The organism is Streptomyces sp. GC420, from assembly GCF_009916105.1.
Taxonomy (GTDB): Bacteria; Actinomycetota; Actinomycetes; order Streptomycetales; family Streptomycetaceae; genus Streptomyces.
Genome location: NZ_JAAAXQ010000001.1, coordinates 70,830 through 91,355, shown reverse-complemented (window position 1 = coordinate 91,355; position 20,526 = coordinate 70,830). Strand labels below are relative to the sequence as shown.

Sequence of the window (20,526 nt, the reverse complement as noted above, 5' to 3'; positions counted from 1 at the left end):
GTCCCGGACCTCTGCGGACCCCTGCGGACCTCCGCGGCCCGGGACGCACCGTCCGGGGGCCCGTTCCGGCCGACCCGTTCGCCCGTGCCCGCGCGACCGCATGAGACACTGGTCTAGACAACATGTGAGCAACCCGAAGGGCAACACCATGGCTGAGCGCCGCGTCAACGTCGGCTGGGCCGAGGGCCTGCACGCCCGCCCCGCCTCCATCTTCGTCCGTGCGGCCGCGGCCGCCGGCGTCCCCGTCACCATCGCCAAGGCGGACGGCACCCCGGTCAACGCCGCCTCGATGCTCGGGGTCCTCGGCCTGGGCGCACAGGGCGGCGAGGAGATCGTCCTGGCGTCGGACGCCGAGGACGCGGAGGCCGCGCTCGACCGGCTGGCAAAGCTGGTCGCCGAGGGACTCGAAGAGCTTCCGGAGACCGTCTGAGCCCATTCGGTTCCGGGCTCCGCACGGCGCAGCCGCGGCAGTGGCATTTCACCGCCACCGCCGCGGCTTCACCTTTTCGGGCCGCGGGTCCCCACCATTTACCTGGTACCACCCGGAGCGAATGGCAGGGCACAGTTCGACCCTGACCGCGGAAACATTTATTCGGGCAGCACGAAGAAAGCCGCCGAAATGCTTCCTCTTTGTATACGGCGTCATTGTTAATTGGGGACGCCCGCCGTGTTTACGGAATGTTGCGAGGTCCTCACGGCCGCCGGGCGGCGCAGCCGGTGGGAGGACAGCCACCGTTCCGCGTGCTGCGCGGTGACCGCCCTTGCCCGTTCGGCGTCGCCGCGCGCCACCGCGTCCACGATGGCGCCGTGCTCGGCCCATGCCTCAACCGGCCGGGTGGAGGCGTCCACGGAGTACATCCAGGCGATCTTGTGGCGCAGCTGGGCCAGCATCGCGGTCAGGCCGGGGCTTCCCGAGGCCTGGGCGAGCGTCTCGTGGAACCAGCCCCCCAACGAGCGCAGATCCTCGCCCTGGCCCCGTCTGGCCCGCTCCTGACCCAGCCTGACCAGGCCGCGCAGCACCTTCAGGTGGGCCTCGGTACGCCGCTGGGCGGCGCGTGCCGCGCTCAGCGGCTCCAGCAGCGTCCGGATCTCCAGCAGGTCGGCCGCCTCCTGCTCGGTGGGCTCCGCGACGCAGGCGCCGGCGTGCCGGCGGGTGACGACGAAGCCCTCGGACTCCAGGGTGCGCAGGGCCTCTCGCACGGGCACGCGCGACACCCCGTACCGGCGCGCGAGCAGTTCCTCGGTGAGTCTGCTGCCGCGCTCGTAGGTGCCGGAGACGATGTCGTCGCGGATTGCCGTGCATACCGCGTGCGCAGGAATGCGCATTGCCCAACCTCCGCTTTAATCTCCGCGTAACGCGGCCGATTGACGCCTGTTCAGTGACTCTATGGCACGGAGACGGAATTTCCGACGGCGGGCGGCAAACCATGTATATCTTTTGGCCAGAACTTGAGCACACCGAAGGCCCCGGCGGGGGGAAACCGGGGCCTTCGGAGACCGGAAGCGTTCTCGCGGAACGAGCGGCCACGCGGACGCGGACAACCGCGGCGGACACGGGAGTGCACGGACCGGGCGGACGCAACGCGCCCGTCGCGGGTGTCAGACGCTGACGCCGTGCGACCGGAGGTAGGCCAGGGGGTCGATGTCCGAGCCGTACTCGGGCGAGGTGCGGGCCTCGAAGTGCAGGTGCGGGCCGCTGGAGTTCCCGGTGGACCCGGACAGGCCTATCTGCTGCCCCGGGGCGACCGTCTGGCCGACCGTGACTCCGACGGACGACAGGTGGGCGTACTGCGTGTACGTGCCGTCGTTCATCTTGATCACGATGTTGTTGCCGTACGCCCCGCCCCATCCGGCCTCGACGACCGTGCCCCCGCCGACGGCGCGCACGGAGGTACCGGACGCGGCCCTGAAGTCGACGCCGGTGTGGCTGCCCGAGGACCAGGCGGCTCCGCCGGCCTGGTAGGAGGTGCTGACCAGGGCGCTCGCGACCGGGGCGACATAGGCGTTCAGCAGGCGGCGCTCGGTGGCGCGGGCGGCGCGCTCCTTCGCCTCGCGCTCGGCCTTGGCCCTCGCCTCGGCCTTGCGGCGGGCCTCCTCGGCCTTCTTCTTCGCCTCCGCCTCGGCCTTCGCCTGCGCGGCCGCCTCCTCGGCCGCCTGCCGCTGGGCCTGCGCCTGGGCGTCGATCTGGTCGGCGAGGGTCTCACCGATGACCAGGACGCGGTTCAGGCCGGTGTCCTCGAAGGACGGGGCGGCCGCGGGCGCGGCGGCGGAGGCGGGCCCCGAGAGGGCTCCGACTACGCCGGTGGTGGTGAGTGCGGCGACGCCCGCGAGGTTCGCGCTGCGCCGGCTCGGCCGGGTGGGACGGCGGTGCTTCCCGGTGGTTCGGGTGAACGCCATGAAGTGGCTGGTCCTTTCCTTCCTTCTCGCCTACCGGGTTAGCTGACGGGTTCGGAGCAGGAAGGTCTCCTACGGGCGTCGTTGTCGTGAAGTGGCTCTCCACCGCGCCCGATTCACCCCAGGGACACGGGTCCCCGGCTCCCCGGGCTCGCGCCCGACGGGGACTCGGCGATGGCTGCCCGTGCCGCGGATGCGGCGTACTGCTGGCGGACAGCCCGGACGACGCTAAGTGGGACAAGCGTCGATCACCAAACCGATTCCGGCTTTTGTAGTGCAGCCCACAGCCCAGACGGGCAACCTCCACCGCAAAGTGGACAAAAAATCGGGCAAAGGGAAGGACCCCGACAACTCAGGAGCTGTCAGGGTCCCATTTGTCCCCTTGTCTTCCGTCCGGCGAGCCGGCGCGGACGGTGCGACTAGCCGGGGACGACGGTCACTTCACCGATTCCGAGGGCCCTGACGGGCGCCTCGATCTGCGCGGCGTCACCGACGAGGATCGTCACCAGGCGGTCCACCGGGAAGGCGTTCACGGCCGCCGCCGTCGCCTCCACCGTGCCGGTCTCCGCCAGGCGCACGTACAACTGCGCCTGGAAGTCGTCCGGGAGGTGCTGCTCGACCTGGTCCGCCAGCGTGCCCGCCACCGCGGCCGCGGTCTCGAACTTCAGCGGGGCGACCCCGACGAGGTTCTGCACGGCCACGTCGCGCTCGGTGTCCGTCAGCCCTTCGGCGGCGAGGGTGCGCAGCACCTTCCACAGGTCCTCGAGCGCCGGTCCGGTGGACGCGGTGTCCACCGAGCCGCTGACGGCGAGCATCGCCGCGCCTGTGCCCTCGGGCGTGGAGCGCATCACCTGGCTGTAGGCGCGCACGCCGTAGGTGTAGCCCTTCTCCTCACGCAGCACACGGTCCAGGCGGGAGGTGAGGGTGCCGCCCAGGCAGTAGGTGCCGAGGACCTGGGCGGGCCAGACCCGGTCGTGCCGGTCGGCGCCGATCCGGCCGATCAGCAGCTGCGTCTGGACGGCTCCCGGGCGATCCACGATCACCACCCGGCCGGTGTCGTCGGCGGTCACCGGCGGCACGGGGCGCGGCTGGGCACTGCCCCCCTTCCAGGCGCCGAGGGTGTCGCCGAGCATCTGGGCGAGGTCGAGTCCGGCCAGGTCGCCGACCACCACCGCGGTGGTGGTGGCGGGGCGCACATGGGCCTCGTAGAAGGCCCTGACCGCGGCCGCGTCGATGCGCTCCACGGTCTCCTCGGTGCCCTGCCGGGGGCGGGACATCCTGGAGGTGGCGGGGAACAGCTCCTTGGAGAGTTCCTTGGCCGCGCGGCGCGCCGGGTTCGCGGTCTCGTGCGGGATCTCGTCCAGCCGGTTGCGCACCAGCCGCTCCACCTCGCTCTCGGCGAAGGCGGGGGCGCGCAGGGCGTCGGCCACCAGGCCGAGCGCCTTGGCGAGCCGGGAGGCCGGGACCTCCAGGGAGACCCGGACGCCGGGGTGGTCGGCGTGCGCGTCGAGGGTGGCGCCGCAGCGCTCCAGCTCGGCCGCGAACTCCTCGGCGGTGTGCTTGTCCGTGCCCTCGGACAGGGCACGGGCCATGATCGTCGCTACGCCGTCGAGACCTTCGGGCTCGGCGTCTAGCGGGGCGTCCAGCAGCATTTCGACCGCGACGACCTGCTGGCCGGGGCGGTGGCAGTGCAGCACGGTGAGACCGTTGTCGAGCGTGCCGCGCTCGGGCGCCGGGAAGGCCCAGGGCTTGGCGACACCGGGCTGCGGCTGCGGGTGGAACTCCATGGTTGCGGCTGCGGCGTCACTCACCGGTCCGTCTCCTCTGCCTGCTGGGTCTCGGCCTGCTCGGTCGCGTCCTCGGTGGCCTCGCCTGCGGCGTCCTCCGCCGGGGCGGTCGGCTCGTACACGAGGACCGCGCGGTTGTCGGGGCGCAGCCGGGCCCTGGCGACCGCCTGCACCTCCTCCGCGGACACGTCGAGGACCCGTCCGACTGCGGTCAGCGCCAGCTGGGGGTCGCCGAACAGCACGGCGTACCTGCACAGTTCGTCGGCGCGGCCGGCGACGGTGCCGAGCCGGTCGAGCCACTCGCGCTCCAGCTGGGCCTGCGCGCGCTCCATCTCCTCGGGCGTGGGTCCCTCGGCCGCGAAACGGGCCAGCTCCTCGTCGACGGCGGACTCGACGCCGGCGAAGTCGACCCCGCCGGAGAACTTCACGTCGAGCCAGCCGAGCGAGGGTGCCCCGGCCAGCCGCAGCAGGCCGAACCCGGCCGCCACCGCGGTACGGTCGCGGCGCACCAGCCTGTTGTGGAGGCGGGAGGACTCGCCGCCGCCGAGGACGGTGAGCGCGAGGTCCGCGGCGTCGGCCTCCCGGGCGCCGTCGTGCGGCAGCCGGTAGGCGGCCATCAGCGCGCGCGCCGGGACGTCCTCGCGGATCTCCTCGCGCAGTTGCTCGCCGATGATGTCGGGGAGCGTGCCGTCGCGCGGCGGCTGCTTGCCGTCGTGGGCGGGGATCGAGCCGAAGTACTTCTCGATCCAGCCCAGGGTCTCCTCGGGGTCGATGTCGCCGACGACGGACAGGACCGCGTTGTTCGGCGCGTAGTAGGTGCGGAAGAAGTTCCGGGCGTCCTCGAGGGAGGCGGCGTCCAGGTCGGCCATCGAGCCGATCGGCGTGTGGTGGTACGGGTGGCCGTCGGGGTAGGCCAGGGCGGTCAGCTTCTCGAAGGCGGTCCCGTAGGGGACGTTGTCGTACCGCTGGCGGCGCTCGTTCTTGACCACGTCCCGCTGGTTGTCCAGCGACTCCTGGTCGAGTGCGGCGAGCAGGCTGCCCATGCGGTCGGCCTCCAGCCAGAGCGCGAGCTCGAGCTGGTGGGCGGGCATGGTCTCGAAGTAGTTGGTGCGCTCGAAGCTGGTGGTGCCGTTGAGCGAGCCGCCCGCGCCCTGCACGAGCTCGAAGTGACCGTTGCCCCTGACGTTGGCGGAGCCCTGGAACATCAGGTGCTCGAAGAGGTGGGCCAGACCCGTCCGGCCCTTCACCTCGTGGCGCGAGCCGACGTCGTACCAGAGGCACACCGCCGCCACCGGCGTCAGATGGTCTTCGGACAGCACCACGCGCAGGCCGTTGGCCAGGCGGTGCTCGGTCGCTTTGAGGCCGCCGGAGCCGGCCTGTTGCGTGGCCGTGTGACCCATGGGCATGTGGTCCCTTCGATCGCGCGATGACGTGAGTCGGACAGTCCTGTCACTCTATGCAAGCGCGTCGGCATCTGGCGAAGTTCCCGGAGCGTGAGCACACGTAAGTGCGGTGCCGGGGGCCTCCCCGGGCCACACGGGGCCCGCTGGAGCCGTACGGTTTGCCTTGCGGACCCTTGCGGACCCGGACGGGCCCGGACGGACTCGCAGGGTCTCGTGCGGACGCGTGCCGAGTCGTGAGGAGCCGCGCGGACGGCGCCGCGGCGCACGGCTCTCCGCCGGGCCGGCCGGGTTCACACAGGGCCACGGAGCCGCTCCGCGGCGTGTTCCGGTCCCCGGCCCGGCCGCGTGTACGGGTCCCGAACGCACGGGTCGCGGTCCGTGCTGTCAGTGGGGCGGTCCACAATGGTCCGCGTCAGCAAGAGATTTTGGTCGTGAAGGAGCCGCAGCAGCGATGGCCCGCCGCAGCACGAAGACCCCGCCGCCCGAGGAGTTCGAGGAGCGGATCCTCGACATCGACGTGGTCGATGAAATGCAGGGCTCCTTCCTCGAGTACGCGTACTCGGTGATCTACTCCCGGGCCCTGCCGGACGCCCGCGACGGCATGAAGCCGGTCCACCGCCGCATCGTCTACCAGATGAACGAGATGGGGCTGCGGCCCGACCGCGGCTACGTGAAGTGCGCCCGCGTCGTCGGCGAGGTGATGGGCAAGCTCCACCCGCACGGCGACGCGTCGATCTACGACGCGCTGGTGCGCATGGCGCAGCCCTTCTCCATGCGGCTGCCCCTGGTGGACGGCCACGGCAACTTCGGCTCGCTCGGCAACGACGACCCGCCGGCCGCCATGCGGTACACCGAGTGCCGCATGGCCGACGCGACCAGCCTGATGACGGAGTCGATCGACGAGGACACCGTCGACTTCGAGCCGAACTACGACGGCCAGGAGCGCGAGCCCGTCGCCCTTCCGGCCGCGTACCCGAACCTGCTGGTCAACGGCGCGTCCGGGATCGCGGTCGGCATGGCCACGAACATGCCCCCGCACAACCTGGGCGAGGTCATCGCCGCCGCCCGGCACCTGATCAAGCACCCGGGTGCCGACCTCGAGACGCTGATGCGCCACGTGCCGGGCCCGGACCTGCCCACCGGCGGCAGGATCGTGGGCCTCGACGGGATCAAGGACGCGTACGAGACGGGCCGCGGCAGCTTCAAGATCCGCGCCACGGTGACGGTCGAGAACGTCACCCCCCGCCGCAAGGGCCTGGTGGTCACCGAACTGCCGTTCGCCGTCGGTCCCGAGAAGGTCATCGCCAAGATCAAGGACCTGGTCGGCTCGAAGAAGCTCCAGGGCATCGCCGACGTCAAGGACCTCACCGACCGTGAGCACGGGCTGCGGCTCGTCATCGAGATCAAGAACGGCTTCGTCCCCGAGGCCGTGCTCCAGCAGCTCTACAAGCTGACGCCGATGGAGGAGTCCTTCGGCATCAACAACGTCGCCCTGGTCGACGGCCAGCCCCTGACGCTGGGCTTCAAGGAGCTGCTCGAGGTCTACCTCGACCACCGCTTCAACGTGGTGCGGCGGCGCAGCGAGTTCCGCCGCGGCAAGCGCCGGGACCGGCTGCACCTGGTCGAGGGCCTGCTGGTGGCGCTCCTCGACATCGACGAGGTGATCCGCCTCATCCGCTCCAGCGAGAACTCCGCCGAGGCGAAGCAGCGTCTGATCGGGCACTTCTCACTGTCGGAGATCCAGACCCAGTACATCCTGGACACCCCGCTGCGCCGGCTCACCAAGTTCGACCGGCTGGAGCTGGAGGCCGAGCGTGACCGGCTGGGCACGGAGATCGCCGAACTGACCAGGATCCTGGAGTCGGACGCCGAGCTGCGCAAGGTCGTCTCCAACGAACTGGCTGCGGTGGCGAAGAAGTTCGGCACCCCCCGGCGCACGGTCCTGCTGGAGTCCTCGGGCGCGACCGCCGCCGCGGTGCCGCTCCAGGTCGCGGACGACCCGTGCCGGGTGCTGCTGTCCTCGACGGGTCTCCTGGCCCGTACGGCCAACGGCGAGCCCTTCGCCGAGTCGGAGGGCGGCCGCGCCAAGCACGACGTGATCGTCTCCGCCGTACCGGCGACCGCACGCGGCGAGGTCGGAGCGGTCACCTCGGCAGGCCGTCTGCTGCGCCTCACGGTGATCGACCTGCCCCAGCTGCCGGACACCGCGAGCGCTCCGAACCTCGCGGGCGGCGCGCCCGTCTCGGAGTTCCTGACCCTGGAGCCCGGTGAGAGCCTGGTCTGCCTGACGACGCTGGACGAGTCCTCGCCGGGGCTGGCCCTCGGCACGGAACAGGGCGTGGTGAAGCGGGTGGTCCCCGACTATCCGGCGAACAAGGACGAGCTGGAGGTCATCACCCTCAAGGAGGGCGACCGCATCGTCGGCGCGGTGGAACTCCGCACGGGTGAGGAGGACCTGGTCTTCATCACCGACGATGCCCAGTTGCTTCGGTTCCAGGCGAACCAGGTCCGTCCCCAGGGCCGGCCGGCGGGCGGCATGGCCGGCATCAAGCTCGGCGAGGGCGCCAAGGTGATCCACTTCTCCGCCGTCGACCCGGCCGCGGACGCGGTGGTCTTCACCATCGCCGGTTCCCGGGGCACGCTGGACGACTCCGTCCAGACGACGGCGAAGCTCACTCCGTTCGACCAGTACCCGAGGAAGGGCCGCGCCACGGGCGGTGTCCGCTGCCAGCGCTTCCTCAAGGGCGAGGACTGCCTGTCGATCGCCTGGGCGGGCGCCGCGCCTGCCAGGGCCGCGCAGAAGAACGGCATGCCGGCCGAGCTCCCGGAGACGGACCCGCGCCGCGACGGTTCGGGCGTCTCCCTGCCGAAGCCGGTGGCGGCGGTGGCCGGCCCCGTCTAGTGCCGCGTCGGTCGGGGTTCGCCCGCTGAGGAGCGGCGTCCGGTGCCGGGGGCACCTCCCGCCGGAGGCAGGGGGAGCATCGCAAAGCGGCCGGAAGCCCTCGTAGTGGGCCTGCTCGGGCTTTCGGCCAACGCAGCATGGGCGTACCCCCCGCGCCCGGAGGGCTGCGGGGGAGTGCCGTGCAGGGCGTCGCGACGGGGCGAACCCTGGCTGACACGGCACTAGGCCGGCCCGGGTCCGTCCAGGACCGTCCGGGTCACTCCGGTTCCCGCACGTATCGCAGGACGCCCCACATGCTGTGCTCGTCGGCCACGGCATCCGGGGCGTCCTTGCACGCGTCCAGCGCCTTGGCCAGCGTGGCGGCGTCGATGCCCGACCCGATGAGCACGAGCTGGGTGCCCCGCTCCTCCCCCTCGGCCCAGGGCTCGGGCGAGAAGCGCAGGAACCTGCCGACGGCGTGGACGGCGTACTTGTTCCGCGGGTCGGCCGTCCCGAAGTCGATGTACCCCTTGACGCGGTAGAGACCGTCCGGCCGCGTGTCGAAGAAGTCCATCAGGCGGCGGGGACTCATGGGCTCGGCGGAGGTGAACGCCCGGCTGTCGTACGCGCTGTGCAGGTGTGCCGCGTGCCCGTCGCCGTGTTCGTGCCCGTCGCCGTCGCCGTCGCCGTGACCGTGACCGTGTTCTCCGGTGCCGCCATCGTCGCGGAAGAGATCCTCGAAGGAGAGCTGCCCGACCCTCTCGGTGCTGGGCCTCGGCTCGAAGAGGAGCTCCGGGTCCACCCGCCCGTACTCCGCCCGTACGACGGGCGTTCCCGGCGCGCACGCCGTCACGTGCCCGGTGATCCGCTCCAGCCGGTCTTCCCCGGCCCGGTCGGTCTTGTTCAGCACGACCAGATCGGAGATGCCCAGATGCCGGTCGATCTCGGGGTGCCGCTCCCGTACGGCCTCGAACTCCGCGGCGTCGACGACCTCGACGAGTCCCCCGTACATGACGTCCGGGTTCTCGCTCGCCAGAATCATCCGCACCAGTTCCTGCGGCTCGGCGAGCCCGCTCGCCTCGATCACGATCACATCGATCCGCGAGGACGGCCGCGTCAGCCGCTCCAGGTAGACGTCCAGCTCACTGCCGTCCACGGCGCAGCACAGACACCCGTTGCCGAGCGACACGGTGGAGTCGACCTGCCCGGCGATCACCATGGCATCGATCTCGATACTGCCGAAGTCGTTGACGACGGCTCCGATGCGGGTGCCACCGCCGCTGCGCAGGAGGTGATTGAGCACGGTGGTCTTGCCGGACCCCAGGAAGCCTGCGAGAACGATGACGGGTACGGCTCTCCGGGTCATGTGCGGCGATGCTAGTACAGCCCGCACCCCCGCCTCTCCCCCGGCGGGGCCGGTACTGGCGCGATGCATCCTGCGGCCGGGCGGCCGCCGAGCGCGAACTCTCGCGGCGCGGCGCGGCGCGGACGGCGGCGCGGCGCGGACGGCGGCGCGGCGCGGACGGCGGCGCGGCGCGGACGGCACGATCGCACGCGGCACAACGCGGACGGCACGGGCCGCGACACGGTTCCCGGGAGCCGCCTGAGCCAAGCGGCGCAAGTCAGGTTAGGCTCACCTCTGTGAGCCTGTGCACCACAGCCTCGCGGGAGCTCCACGAGCCCCTCGCGGGCACCGCCCCCACCGCCAGAACCTGGCTACTGCTCGAACAGCCGGGCCCGTGGGGCGCAAGGGCGCTCACGTCCAGCCACCTCGACCCGGAGACCGGGCGGGCACTGGAGCGGGCCGCGGAGGGGACCGGCGTACGGATCGCGCTGATCCGCAGGCCCGGGCGGCACGCGGACAGCCGCGAGCGGACCGGCCCCCGGCAGGTGTACGTGGCGCACACGGTCCCGGGTCGCGCCTGGGTCCGTGCCGCCGTCGTCACCGAACCCGAAAGCCTGCTCGGCCTCGACTTCACCGCCCTGGGATCCGGCGACCACCACCGCTTCGACACACTGCTCGACGGCACCGCCCACACCGGCGAACCGCTCGTCCTCGTCTGCACCAACGCCAAGCGCGACCGCTGCTGCGCCCTCCTCGGGCGGCCACTCGCCGCCGAACTCGCGGCCGACGGTGAACAGAACGCCTGGGAGGTCACCCACCTGGGCGGCCACCGCTTCGCGCCGACCCTCCTCGTGCTGCCGCACGGCTACGCGTACGGCCGCATGGACGCCCCCGCCGTGAAGGAGGTGCTGACGGCCGTCAGGGAGGGACGTGTCGTCACCGAGGGATGCCGGGGCGGTTCCGCCTGGGAGCGCCCGGCCCAGGCCGCCGAGCTCGCGGTTCGGGCCGCGGTCGCCGAGGACCGCGCCGACGCCCTGACCGTCGTAGGCACCCGGGGAACGGCTCCGCGCTGGGAAATCACCGTCGCGCACCGGGACGGCAGGCGGTGGCGGGTTCTCGTGGCCCGGGGAGCCTCGTTGCCGCCGCGTCCGGAGAGCTGTGGAAGCGCGCTGGGGAGCCCCGCGCGCATGGACGTGGTCTCCGTGACCGCCCTGGAGACCGCGCTCACCGCCTGAGCGGCGGTGTCCGGGTGGGTGCGCCGCCGGGCGATGTGACGTGGCCGGTTCCCGAGGCCGGGCACTCGCCGTACCGTGCCTTCGCATGAGCACCGCGTCGACCGCCACCGGCACCGCCGGCCCCGGCCCCTCGCAGGGCGCGGGCCCGCGCGGCGCGGCCGGGACCGTGAGACGGCTGCGCATCGGCTGGCCCCAACGTGCCTTCTCCCAGATCCTGCTGATGCAGCTGGCCGTCGCGACCGGTGTGACCGTGCTGGCCACCGGCCTCTTCCTCGCGCCGCTCGGCGCTCAGCTCGACGACCAGGCGATGCGCCGCGCGCTCGCGATCGCACAGACCACCGCCGTGCAGCCGCGGATCGCCGAGGACCTCCTGACCACCCCGGCGAACCGTTACGGGCCGGTCCAGCAGGAGGCCGAACGGATCCGCCGGGCCACCGGCGCCGAGTACGTGGTGATCATGAACCGGCAGGGAGTGCGCTGGTCCCACACCGACCCCGCCGAGGTCGGCAACGTGGTCTCCACCGACCCCAGCCGGGCACTCGCGGGCCACGAGGTGATGGAGATCGACAGCGGTACCCTCGGCCGCTCCGCACGGGGCAAGGTCCCGCTGCGCGATCCGGACAGCGGGCGCATCATCGGCGCGGTCTCGGTCGGCATCGCGTACGACAGCGTGCGTTCCCGGCTGCTCTCCGCGATTCCCGGACTGCTGGCCTACGCGGGCGGCGCCCTGGCCGTCGGGGCGCTGGCCGCATACCTGATCTCCCGGCGCATCCACAGGCGAACCCGCGATCTGGCCTTCTCGGACATCGCGGGGCTGCTCGCCGAGCGGGAGGCGATGCTGCACGGCATCCGCGAGGGTGTCGTGGCCCTCGACCGGGCGGGCAGGATCCGGCTGATGAACGACGAGGCGCAGCGACTGCTGGGGCTTGGGACCGACGGGCGGGGACGGACCCCGGAGGAAGTGCTGGGCCGCGGCCGCACCGCCGACGTGCTCGGCGGACGGGTCACGGGCGACGATCTCCTGACCGTGCGGGGTCACCGCGTGCTGGTCGCCAACCGGATGCCCACGGACGACGGGGGCGCCGTCGCCACACTGCGCGATCGCACCGAGCTGGAGCGGCTGGGCCGCGAACTCGACGGCACCCGTGGGCTGATCGACGCACTGCGGGCCCAGGACCACGAACACGCCAACCGGATGCACACGCTCCTCGGGCTGCTGGAACTGGAGATGTACGAGGAGGCCGTGGTGTACGTGACAGAGGTCGTGGGGGTGCACCGGGCGACCGCGGAACAGGTCACCGAGCGCGTCCACGACCCGCTGCTGGCCGCCCTGCTGGTCGGCAAGGCGACCGTGGCGGCCGAGCGCGGCGTCTCACTGCGGCTCTCGCCCGGCACGCTGATGCCCGACCGGCTGGTCGATCCGCCGGGGCTGGTGACGGTGGTCGGCAATCTCGTGGACAACGCGCTGGACGCCTCGGCCGGTTCCCTCCGGGCGGAGGTGGAGGTGGAGCTGCGCGCGGAGGGGCGTACGGCGGTGCTGCGCGTGCGCGACAGCGGGCCCGGGGTCCCTGAGGACCGGCGTGAACTGATCTTCACGGAGGGCTGGTCCACCAAGGAACCGCCCGCGCACGGCAGAAGGGGCATCGGTCTCGCGCTCGTGCGCAGACTCGCCGAACGGCAGGGCGGCACGGCGCGCGTCACCGACCGGACCTCGGGAGGTGCGGAGTTCACCGTCGTGCTGCCCGAGGCGCTGGCCGAGGAGTTGCGGCACTCCTCCGGCCCCTCCCTGCCGGAGGAGGGGCCGTGAGCCGCTCCCGGCAGCTTCCGGCAGCCTTCGGCGGGCCGCAGCGGTTGTCATGCCGCTCCCGCTCCGGTCAGTGAACGGACTTCCGTCTCGGCGTGCTTCGCGGCGTCCGGGGGCTCCGGGGAGGTGACCGTGCCGATCCACCCGGCGAGGAACCCGAGGGGGATGGAGACCAGGCCCGGGTTGCGCAGCGGGAAGAGATGGAAGTCGACTCCGGGGAAGAGCGCGTCAGGACTGCCGGAGACGACGGGCGAGAAGACGACGAGCAGCACGGCGGGGATCAGGCCGCCGTACACCGACCACACCGCGCCCCTGGTGGTGAAGTTCCGCCAGAACAGGCAGCAGAGCAGCACCGGGAGGTTCGCGGAGGCCGCCACCGCGAAGGCGAGACCGACCAGGAAGGCCACGTTGAGGTCCTGGGCGAGCAGGCCCAGCCCGATGGCGGCGGCACCGATGCCGACGGACGCGACCCTGGCCACCCGGACCTCGCTGCGCTGCTTCCGGCCGGGTCGCCTGAAGGACGCGTAGAGATCGTGGGCGACGGACGCCGAGGAGGCGAGGGTGATGCCGGCGACGACGGCGAGGATGGTGGCGAAGGCGACGGCGGCGACGATCGCGAAGAGAACCGTTCCACCTGTGGATCCGGCCCCGCCCCCCAGGTCGAGTGCGAGGAGCGGGACCGCCGTGTTCCCCGCGGGGTTGGAGGCGCGCACGGCGTCGGAGCCGACGACGGCGGCCGCGCCGAAGCCGAGCACGATGGTCATCAGGTAGAAGCCGCCGATGAGGCCGATGGACCAGACGACGGAGCGGCGGGCGGCACGTGCGGTGGGCACGGTGTAGAAGCGGGACAGGATGTGCGGCAGTCCCGCGGTGCCCAGGACCAGGGCGAGCCCGAGGCTGATGAAGTCGAGCCTCGCGGTCCAGTCTCCGCCGTAGCGCAGGCCGGGAGCAAGGAACTCGCTGCCGTGGCCGCTGTGCAGGGCGGCGGTGTTGAGCAGGGTGTTGAAGTCGCCGTCGAAGCGCAGCAGGACGAGCACGGTGAGCGCGACGGCCCCGCCCATGAGCAGCACGGCCTTGACGATCTGGATCCATGTGGTGGCGCGCATCCCGCCCAGCGACACGTAGATCACCATGAGCGCCCCGACCCCGACGACCGTCCAGGCGCGCGCCGCCTCGCTGGTGCCGCCGAGGAGCAGCGCCACCAGGCTGCCCGCGCCGACCATCTGCGCGACGAGATAGAGCAGGGAGACGGTGACGGAGGAGCTGCCCGCGGCGATCCGCACGCGGCGGTCGCTCATCCGGGCGGCGACGACGTCGGCGAGGGTGAAGCGGCCGCAGTTGCGGACCAGCTCGGCCACGAGCAGCAGCACCACCAGCCAGGCCACCAGGAATCCGACGGAGTACAGCAGTCCGTCGTAGCCGTAGAGGGCGATCAGTCCGGAGATACCGAGGAAGGAGGCCGCGGACATGTAGTCACCCGAGATGGCGAAACCGTTCTCCATGGGGGAGAACAGGCGTCCGCCGGCGTAGAACTCCTCAGGTGAACCGCGCCGCTTGCGGCCGGCCCAGGTGGTGATCGCGAGCGTCACCGCGATGAAGGCGCTGAAGAGCAGCAGCGCGAGGGTCTGGTGGTCGCCGCTCAACGGTTGATCCCCCGTGTCAGCTCCTGGGTGTCCCAGCGCAGATCGAGTGCCGCCCGGTCCCTGCGCAGCCGGGCGTGGCGTGCGTAGGCCCAGGTGAGCAGGAAGGTGGTGAGGAACTGGCCCAGCCCCGCGAGCATCGCGACGTTCACCGCTCCGGCCACGGGGCGCGCCATGAGACCGGGCGCCGTCGTCGCCGCGATGACATAGGCGAGGTACCAGCCGAGGAAGGCGAGAGCGGCTGGCACGACGAACCTGCGGTACTGACTGCGCACTTCCTGGAACGCGGCACTGCGCTGGACGTCCAGGTAGATCCCGGCGGCGGCGTCCTCCGGGTCCCGCGCGGGCGCGCCGGAGACCGCTGGAGGAGGCGGGGCGCCGGTGCCGTCGAGCTCTCCCCAGCCGGACGCCAGGGCGTCGTACCACGGGTCGTCGAACCGGTATTCCTGCCGCGTCTCCCCGGACGGGCAGCCGGTTCCTCGGCCTTCCTGCTTCCGGGCAAGGGAGCCGTCAGGACCGGACCCGCCCGTGTAAGACCGACCACTCATCGCATGCATACCCAAGGATGGACAGAGCGGGATGATCCCGGTCTCGGCAATCCAGTACCTTCACCCCATCAGGTGACGGCTGTCCCCAGGGGGCCGGCGAGCCCGTGACGGTAGGCGTATCGCACCGCCTGCGCCCGGTCGCGCAGCCCCGCCTTGGCGAAGATGTTGTTGATGTGCGTCTTCACCGTGGCCCGGCCGATGTGCAGGCGCTGGGCGATCTCGTGGTTCGACAGCCCTTCCGCGACCAGGCCCAGCACCTCCGCCTCGCGCGGGGTTAGTCCGTCCGGCAGCTCCCGGACCGGGGCGGGAGGGGGTGGTGAGGTGATCTGCTCCAGCAGACGGCGCTGGACCTGGGGCGAGAGCCCCGCGTGGCCGGCCATGACGCTCCTGATGGTGCGCACGATGTCCTCCCCGCCGGCGTCCTTGGTGAGGTAACCCCGCGCTCCGGCCCGGAGAGCCGGGAAGAGCGAGTCGTCGTCCGCGTAGGTCGTGAGCACGACCACCTGGGTCCCCGGGTGATCCCTGCGGATGCGCCGGGTGGCCTCCGCTCCGTCGCAGTGCGGCATGCGCAGGTCCATCAGCACCACGTCGGGAGCGTGCTCGGCGACGAGCCGGACGGCCTCCTCTCCGTCCTTCGCCGCACCGACGACGTGAATGCCCGGCAGCAGTCCCAGGAGCATCACGATTCCCTCGCGGACCACCGCCTGGTCGTCGGCCACGACGACTCTCACCGTCCGCCCGGGGTCCTCTCCCGCCGTCCCGGTCATGCCGGCACCCTCAGTCGCACCGCGAAGCCCTCCTCCACCGGCCCTGCCTCCAGGGTGCCGCCGAGCAGTTCGGCGCGCTCCCGCATCCCGAGCAGACCGTACCCGGAACCGGAGGAGCCGAGTTCCCCCGGAACGTCCGTGCCGCCCGAGTCCCTGACGTCCAGGGCGACCTCCCCGGGCTCGTACCGCAGCAGGATCCTCACCCGAGCCCCGGGGGCGTGTTTGCGTACGTTCGTCAGGGCCTCCTGGGCGACCCTGCGGACGGCCTGGGAGGGCTCCGCGGGCAGCGGGCGCGGCTCGCCCGCCACCTCGACCACCACCGCGCCGGGTTCGGCGAGTTCGCGCAGGAACGCCTCAACGGAGGTGAGTTCGCCCCGCAGGGCGGAAAGCGCCTGCCGGGTCTCCGCCAGTCCCTCGCGGGCCATCGCCCTTGCCGACACGACCCGTTGAAGGATCTGCCCGCGGTCCGCGCCCCGCTCGATCTGGATCCTGGCCGCTTCCAGGTGTACCAGCTGGGCGGAGAGACTGTGCGCCAGCACGTCGTGGATCTCCCTGGCGATACGGGCGCGTTCGGCCAGCGCCGCCGACTCCGCCTCGGCGGCGCGGGCGGCGCGTTCCTGGGCCAGCAGTCTGAATCCCGCTCCGCGGGCCTGCGCGTCGAGTCTGAGTGAGTATCCGACGAGCAGGACGGTCAGGATCGTTCCGGCGGTCTTCCCGGCTCCGGTGTCCGCGACGAGGGCGTGGGCGCCGAGCACCATCGCGTCGAACGCGAGACCCGCGGCGAGCGGAAGCCTCTCCAGCGCGAGCACCGAGCAGACGGTGCACACGATCACCGCGGGCGCTCTGGCCCCGGCCGCGAACGCCGCCGCGCCGAGGAGGACGGGAACGGCCAGGAGGCCGAGGGCGGGGAGCAGCCGGTGCCGCACGGTCACCCGGTGGTAGCCGAGGACGGCCGCGGCGCAGCAGAGGAGGCCGAGGGGCAGCAGTACCGTCACCCAGCCGCGGAACACACCGGTCCGCTGGGCGCTCGCGGCTGTCAGGACCACCGCGCCCGACCACATCAGGGTGTCGAGGATCGTGCGGCCGCGTGGCATGCCGAGCCGTGAGAGGGCTTCCCGGGCGGGCCACGCGGTCCGGTCGCCGATGGGCACGTACGCTCCCCTGGATGTCGTCAGGCGGTGGCGGGGGCCTTCGCGGTCCGGGCCCTGAGGGCGACGGCACCCGCGCGTATGAGCAGAGCGAGGGCGAGCACCAGCATCATGGTCTGCCCGGCGTACCGCACCCCGCCGAGCACGGCCAGGCCGTAGAGCGCGGCGCCGGCTGCGGTCCCGGCGGCCCAGGCGGCGGCTGTGGCCCTGCCGCCGCGTGCCCGGAAAGCCCCGGAGGAGTCGGCCCACAGGTGTGTGGTCCGCGCCCACACGGCGCCTGCGGCAGCGCCCAGGAGGGCTCCCGCGGCCAGCAGCGCGACGGACCGGGCCGGACGGCCGGGATCGAGGAACCCCGGGGCCCGCGCGGATACGGGGATCAGGACGGCGGGCAGGATCCACCAGGGCCTGACCTCCTGGATCACCTTCCCGGGCCGGAACCGGTGGGCGAGCGCGGCGGCTGCGGCCGCCACGATCACCACTGCGTCGGGCACGTCGGACATGGGCCCCCTCTCTGGCTGTGCGGTCCGCGATGGGCCGATGCCTTCGACGCTACGGAAGTTCGCGGGCCGGGGGATCGGAGCACGGGTGGATCCCGGGTTGAGAAAGGGCCTCCACCCACGGGTGGAGGCCCTACTCCGTCCGGGCGGGCCCTGCGGCCCGCGCCGGGTCAGGCGTCGATGCGCGACCGGTCCAGCGTGGCCGCCGAGCCGGTGATGAAGTCCTTGCGCGGTGCGACCTCGTTGCCCATCAGCAGATCGAAGGCGTGCTCCGCGGCATCGAGGTCCCCGATGTTGATGCGGCGCAGTGTGCGGTGCCGCGGGTCCATCGTGGTCTCCGCGAGCTGGTCGGCGTCCATCTCTCCGAGACCCTTGTAGCGCTGGATCGAGTCCTTGTAGCGCACGCTCTTGCGCTCGAACTCCAGCAGGGTGCTGCGCAGTTCGTTGTCCGAATACGTGTACACGTACTTGTCCTGGCCCCTCTTGGGCTGGATCAGCTCGATCCTGTGCAGCGGCGGAACAGCGGCGAAGACCCGTCCCGCCTCGACCATCGGGCGCATGTACCGCTGGAAGAGCGTCAGCAGCAGACAGCGGATGTGCGAGCCGTCGACGTCGGCGTCGGTCATCATGATGACCTTGCCGTACCGCGCCTGGTCGATGTCGAAGGTGCGTCCCGATCCGGCCCCTATGACTTGGATGATCGCGCCGCACTCGGCGTTCTTCAGCATGTCGGAGACCGAGGACTTCTGAACGTTGAGGATCTTTCCGCGGATCGGCAGCAGTGCCTGGAACTCGGAGTTCCGCGCGAGCTTCGCGGTGCCGAGCGCGGAGTCTCCCTCGACGATGAACAGCTCACTGCGGTCGACGTCGTCGCTGCGGCAGTCGGCGAGCTTGGCGGGCAGGGAGGAGGTTTCCAGAGCGGTCTTCCGCCGCTGCGCCTCCTTGTGCTGCCGGGCCGCGATGCGCGTGCGGGCCGCGGCGACGGCCTTCTCCAGCACCGCCCTGGCCTGTGCCTTGGCATCCCGCTTCGTGGAGGTCAGGAACTCCTTGAGTTCCTTGCTGACGACCTGGCCGACGATCCGGGAGGCGGCCGAGGTACCCAGCACCTCCTTGGTCTGCCCCTCGAACTGCGGCTCGGCGAGGCGGACCGTGACGACGGCGGTCAGGCCTTCCAGGGCGTCGTCCTTGACGATGTCGTCCTCGGCCACGCGCAGCAGCTTCGCCGAACGGAGCACCTCGTTGACGGTCTTGGTGAGCGAACGCTCGAAGCCGGCGACGTGGGTGCCGCCCTTGGGGGTGGCGATGATGTTGACGAACGACCGGACCGTCGTGTCGTAGCCCGTGCCCCAGCGCAGCGCGATGTCGACGCCGAGATCACGGGTGACCTCGGTGGGCGTCATGTGCCCGAGGTCGTCGAGGACGGGGACGGTTTCCTTGAAGGTGCCCTGGCCGGTGAGCCGGATGACGTCGCAGACGGCCTTGTCCTGGGCGAGGAACTCACAGAATTCGCTGATGCCGCCGTCGAAACGGAAGATCTCCTCTCCCTTGCCGCCGTCCGCGCCGAGGCCGCATTCGTCCCGGACCACGATGGTCAGCCCGGGAACCAGAAAGGCTGTCTGGCGGGCACGCTGGTGCAGCGTGTCCAGGGCGAGCTTGGCGTCCTTCAGGAAGATCTGGCGATCCGCCCAGTAGCGCACGCGCGTGCCCGTACGGGTCTTGGGCACTCTCTTGATCTTGCGGAGCCCGTTCCCCGGGTCGAAGGGGGCGTCGGGCCCCTGCTCGGTGAAGATCCCCGGGACACCGCGCCGGAAGCTGATCGCGTGCGTGTTGCCGCCGCGGTCGACCTCCACGTCGAGGCGCGCGGAGAGGGCGTTCACGACGGAGGCACCCACGCCGTGCAGACCGCCGGAGGCCGCGTACGACCCACCGCCGAACTTTCCGCCGGCGTGGAGCTTGGTCATCACGACCTCCACGCCGGACAGTCCGGTTTTCGGTTCCACGTCCACGGGAATGCCGCGGCCGTTGTCCTGCACCTCGACGGAACCGTCGTCGTGCAGAATCACCTCGATGTGGTCGCAGTAACCACCGAGGGCCTCGTCGACGGAGTTGTCGATGATCTCCCAGAGGCAGTGCATCAGGCCACGACTGTCGGTGGATCCGATGTACATACCGGGGCGCTTGCGGACTGCTTCGAGTCCTTCGAGGACGAGCAGGTGCCGCGCCGTGTAGTTGGAGCCGTCACGGTCTGCGGTCAGCAGTGCACTCGATGGCACGGACGTCTCGGCGGTCACGCGTTTCGCTCCTCGCTGAATTTCAGATCTTGCCCAGTCGCGGGCGGTGGTGGCTGGTTCGCCGCTGAGAGCGTACCCAGGCCTGGTTGAGCCGTTGTACCGCCACCCACCGCAAGGCTCATGCTAGTCCAGAGTCGCATGCGTGTTCGATCCTTCGTTTGAGTGAAGCGCATATCACGTTCCCAAGCAGGCATGAACCATTTAGGCTCCGGGCACGTCCTCATGAACAACCGGCAAGCCAGCCGGGAGGAACTGACAGCGCGACAATCAAGATGACAAGCAAGCGAAACCGTAGAGCGACGCAATACGGCTCATTCGCCGCCACCCGGCAGCAGACAGCCGTCCCGGAGAAATTTTCCGGGTGAAGCCCAGATCGGGAACGTTCTCGGCTGGTTGGATGTTGACCCAGGTACGACAGCTCGTCGAGCTAGAGAAGAGGCGACGTGACTACTGTTCTGACCCCCGCGAGCCCGCTGACGGCCGCTGATCGGTGCGACCGCTGCGGCGCCCAGGCGTATGTGCGCGTCGTCCTGTTGAGCGGCGGTGAACTGCTCTTCTGTGCCCACCACGGACGCAAGTTCGAGCCGGAACTCAAGAAGATCGCCGCCGAGATACAGGACGAGACGGAGCGACTGACGACTGCTCCCACTGCCAACGATGAGGAACGCTGACACCTCGCAACCCGACGAGCCGATGCCGGCCATGAGCCGGTCGACGGGCGGCCGTTCCCCCGCTTCGGGAAGGCCGCCCGTTCTCGTTGACGTCGGCATTCTCGCCGAGCGTGTC

16 protein-coding genes and 1 riboswitch are annotated in these 20,526 nt (G+C 71.3%); of the genes, 5 read left to right on the top strand and 11 right to left on the bottom strand.

Annotated features, from left to right (window positions below; genetic code table 11):
- Positions 1-148 precede the first annotated feature (148 nt).
- A complete protein-coding gene (locus GUY61_RS00355; protein ID WP_166627988.1) occupies positions 149-430 on the top strand; it encodes an HPr family phosphocarrier protein in 282 nt (93 codons plus the stop codon).
- A gap of 218 nt (positions 431-648) precedes the next feature.
- Here the strand turns inward: GUY61_RS00355 and GUY61_RS00350 are convergent, their stop codons facing one another.
- The 4 genes from GUY61_RS00350 to GUY61_RS00335 form a co-directional block, all read right to left on the bottom strand.
- Entirely contained in the window at positions 649-1,326 is a 678-nt protein-coding gene (locus GUY61_RS00350; RefSeq protein ID WP_166627971.1) for a GntR family transcriptional regulator, read from the bottom strand.
- Positions 1,327-1,599: 273 nt separating this feature from the next.
- Positions 1,600-2,397, bottom strand: a complete 798-nt coding sequence (locus tag GUY61_RS00345) for a M23 family metallopeptidase (protein ID WP_166627970.1) — start codon at positions 2,395-2,397, stop codon at positions 1,600-1,602.
- Positions 2,398-2,410: 13 nt separating this feature from the next.
- Positions 2,411-2,578, bottom strand: a riboswitch (cyclic di-AMP (ydaO/yuaA leader).
- A 235-nt stretch (positions 2,579-2,813) separates the two neighbouring features.
- Positions 2,814-4,181: a pitrilysin family protein gene (locus tag GUY61_RS00340; protein ID WP_166627987.1), complete on the bottom strand. Its 1,368-nt coding sequence runs from the start codon at positions 4,179-4,181 to the stop codon at positions 2,814-2,816.
- 20 nt (positions 4,182-4,201) lie between these two features.
- A complete protein-coding gene (locus GUY61_RS00335; RefSeq protein WP_208105359.1) occupies positions 4,202-5,587 on the bottom strand; it encodes a pitrilysin family protein in 1,386 nt (461 codons plus the stop codon).
- 448 nt (positions 5,588-6,035) lie between these two features.
- Here GUY61_RS00335 and GUY61_RS00330 point away from each other — a divergent pair, with 448 nt between their 5' ends.
- Positions 6,036-8,486: a DNA topoisomerase (ATP-hydrolyzing) subunit A gene (locus GUY61_RS00330; RefSeq protein WP_166627968.1), complete on the top strand. Its 2,451-nt coding sequence runs from the start codon at positions 6,036-6,038 to the stop codon at positions 8,484-8,486.
- A gap of 256 nt (positions 8,487-8,742) precedes the next feature.
- On the opposite strand, the gene GUY61_RS00325 is transcribed toward GUY61_RS00330, so the two are convergent.
- Positions 8,743-9,831 (bottom strand): GTP-binding protein, encoded by a 1,089-nt coding sequence (locus GUY61_RS00325; RefSeq protein ID WP_166627967.1) that lies wholly within the window; start codon positions 9,829-9,831, stop codon positions 8,743-8,745.
- Between the two features lie 275 nt (positions 9,832-10,106).
- Here GUY61_RS00325 and GUY61_RS00320 point away from each other — a divergent pair, with 275 nt between their 5' ends.
- Together GUY61_RS00320 and GUY61_RS00315 are read left to right on the top strand one after the other, a co-directional pair.
- Positions 10,107-11,045, top strand: a complete 939-nt coding sequence (locus GUY61_RS00320) for a sucrase ferredoxin (RefSeq protein ID WP_166627966.1) — start codon at positions 10,107-10,109, stop codon at positions 11,043-11,045.
- Positions 11,046-11,265: 220 nt separating this feature from the next.
- Complete coding sequence (locus tag GUY61_RS00315) at positions 11,266-12,852, top strand: sensor histidine kinase (RefSeq protein ID WP_243766053.1); 1,587 nt, start codon at positions 11,266-11,268, stop codon at positions 12,850-12,852.
- Between the two features lie 47 nt (positions 12,853-12,899).
- Here the strand turns inward: GUY61_RS00315 and GUY61_RS00310 are convergent, their stop codons facing one another.
- The 6 genes from GUY61_RS00310 to GUY61_RS00285 all read right to left on the bottom strand — a co-directional run bounded on the left by GUY61_RS00310 (position 12,900) and on the right by GUY61_RS00285 (position 19,740).
- Positions 12,900-14,492: a cation acetate symporter gene (locus tag GUY61_RS00310; protein ID WP_166627964.1), complete on the bottom strand. Its 1,593-nt coding sequence runs from the start codon at positions 14,490-14,492 to the stop codon at positions 12,900-12,902.
- Entirely contained in the window at positions 14,489-15,046 is a 558-nt protein-coding gene (locus GUY61_RS00305; RefSeq protein ID WP_166627963.1) for a DUF485 domain-containing protein, read from the bottom strand. Before GUY61_RS00305 ends, GUY61_RS00310 begins: the two co-directional genes overlap by 4 nt.
- Before the next feature lie 59 nt (positions 15,047-15,105).
- Entirely contained in the window at positions 15,106-15,804 is a 699-nt protein-coding gene (locus GUY61_RS00300; protein WP_166627962.1) for a response regulator transcription factor, read from the bottom strand.
- Entirely contained in the window at positions 15,801-16,955 is a 1,155-nt protein-coding gene (locus tag GUY61_RS00295; protein WP_398953658.1) for a sensor histidine kinase, read from the bottom strand. The genes GUY61_RS00300 and GUY61_RS00295 overlap by 4 nt, the downstream gene beginning before the upstream one ends.
- A gap of 20 nt (positions 16,956-16,975) precedes the next feature.
- Positions 16,976-17,452: a DUF1453 domain-containing protein gene (locus GUY61_RS00290; RefSeq protein ID WP_166627961.1), complete on the bottom strand. Its 477-nt coding sequence runs from the start codon at positions 17,450-17,452 to the stop codon at positions 16,976-16,978.
- A gap of 167 nt (positions 17,453-17,619) precedes the next feature.
- Entirely contained in the window at positions 17,620-19,740 is a 2,121-nt protein-coding gene (locus GUY61_RS00285; RefSeq protein WP_166627960.1) for a type IIA DNA topoisomerase subunit B, read from the bottom strand.
- A gap of 443 nt (positions 19,741-20,183) precedes the next feature.
- On the opposite strand from GUY61_RS00285, the gene GUY61_RS00280 reads away from it, so the two are divergent.
- A complete protein-coding gene (locus tag GUY61_RS00280; protein WP_166627959.1) occupies positions 20,184-20,411 on the top strand; it encodes a hypothetical protein in 228 nt (75 codons plus the stop codon).
- The last annotated feature ends 115 nt before the right edge of the window (positions 20,412-20,526 follow it).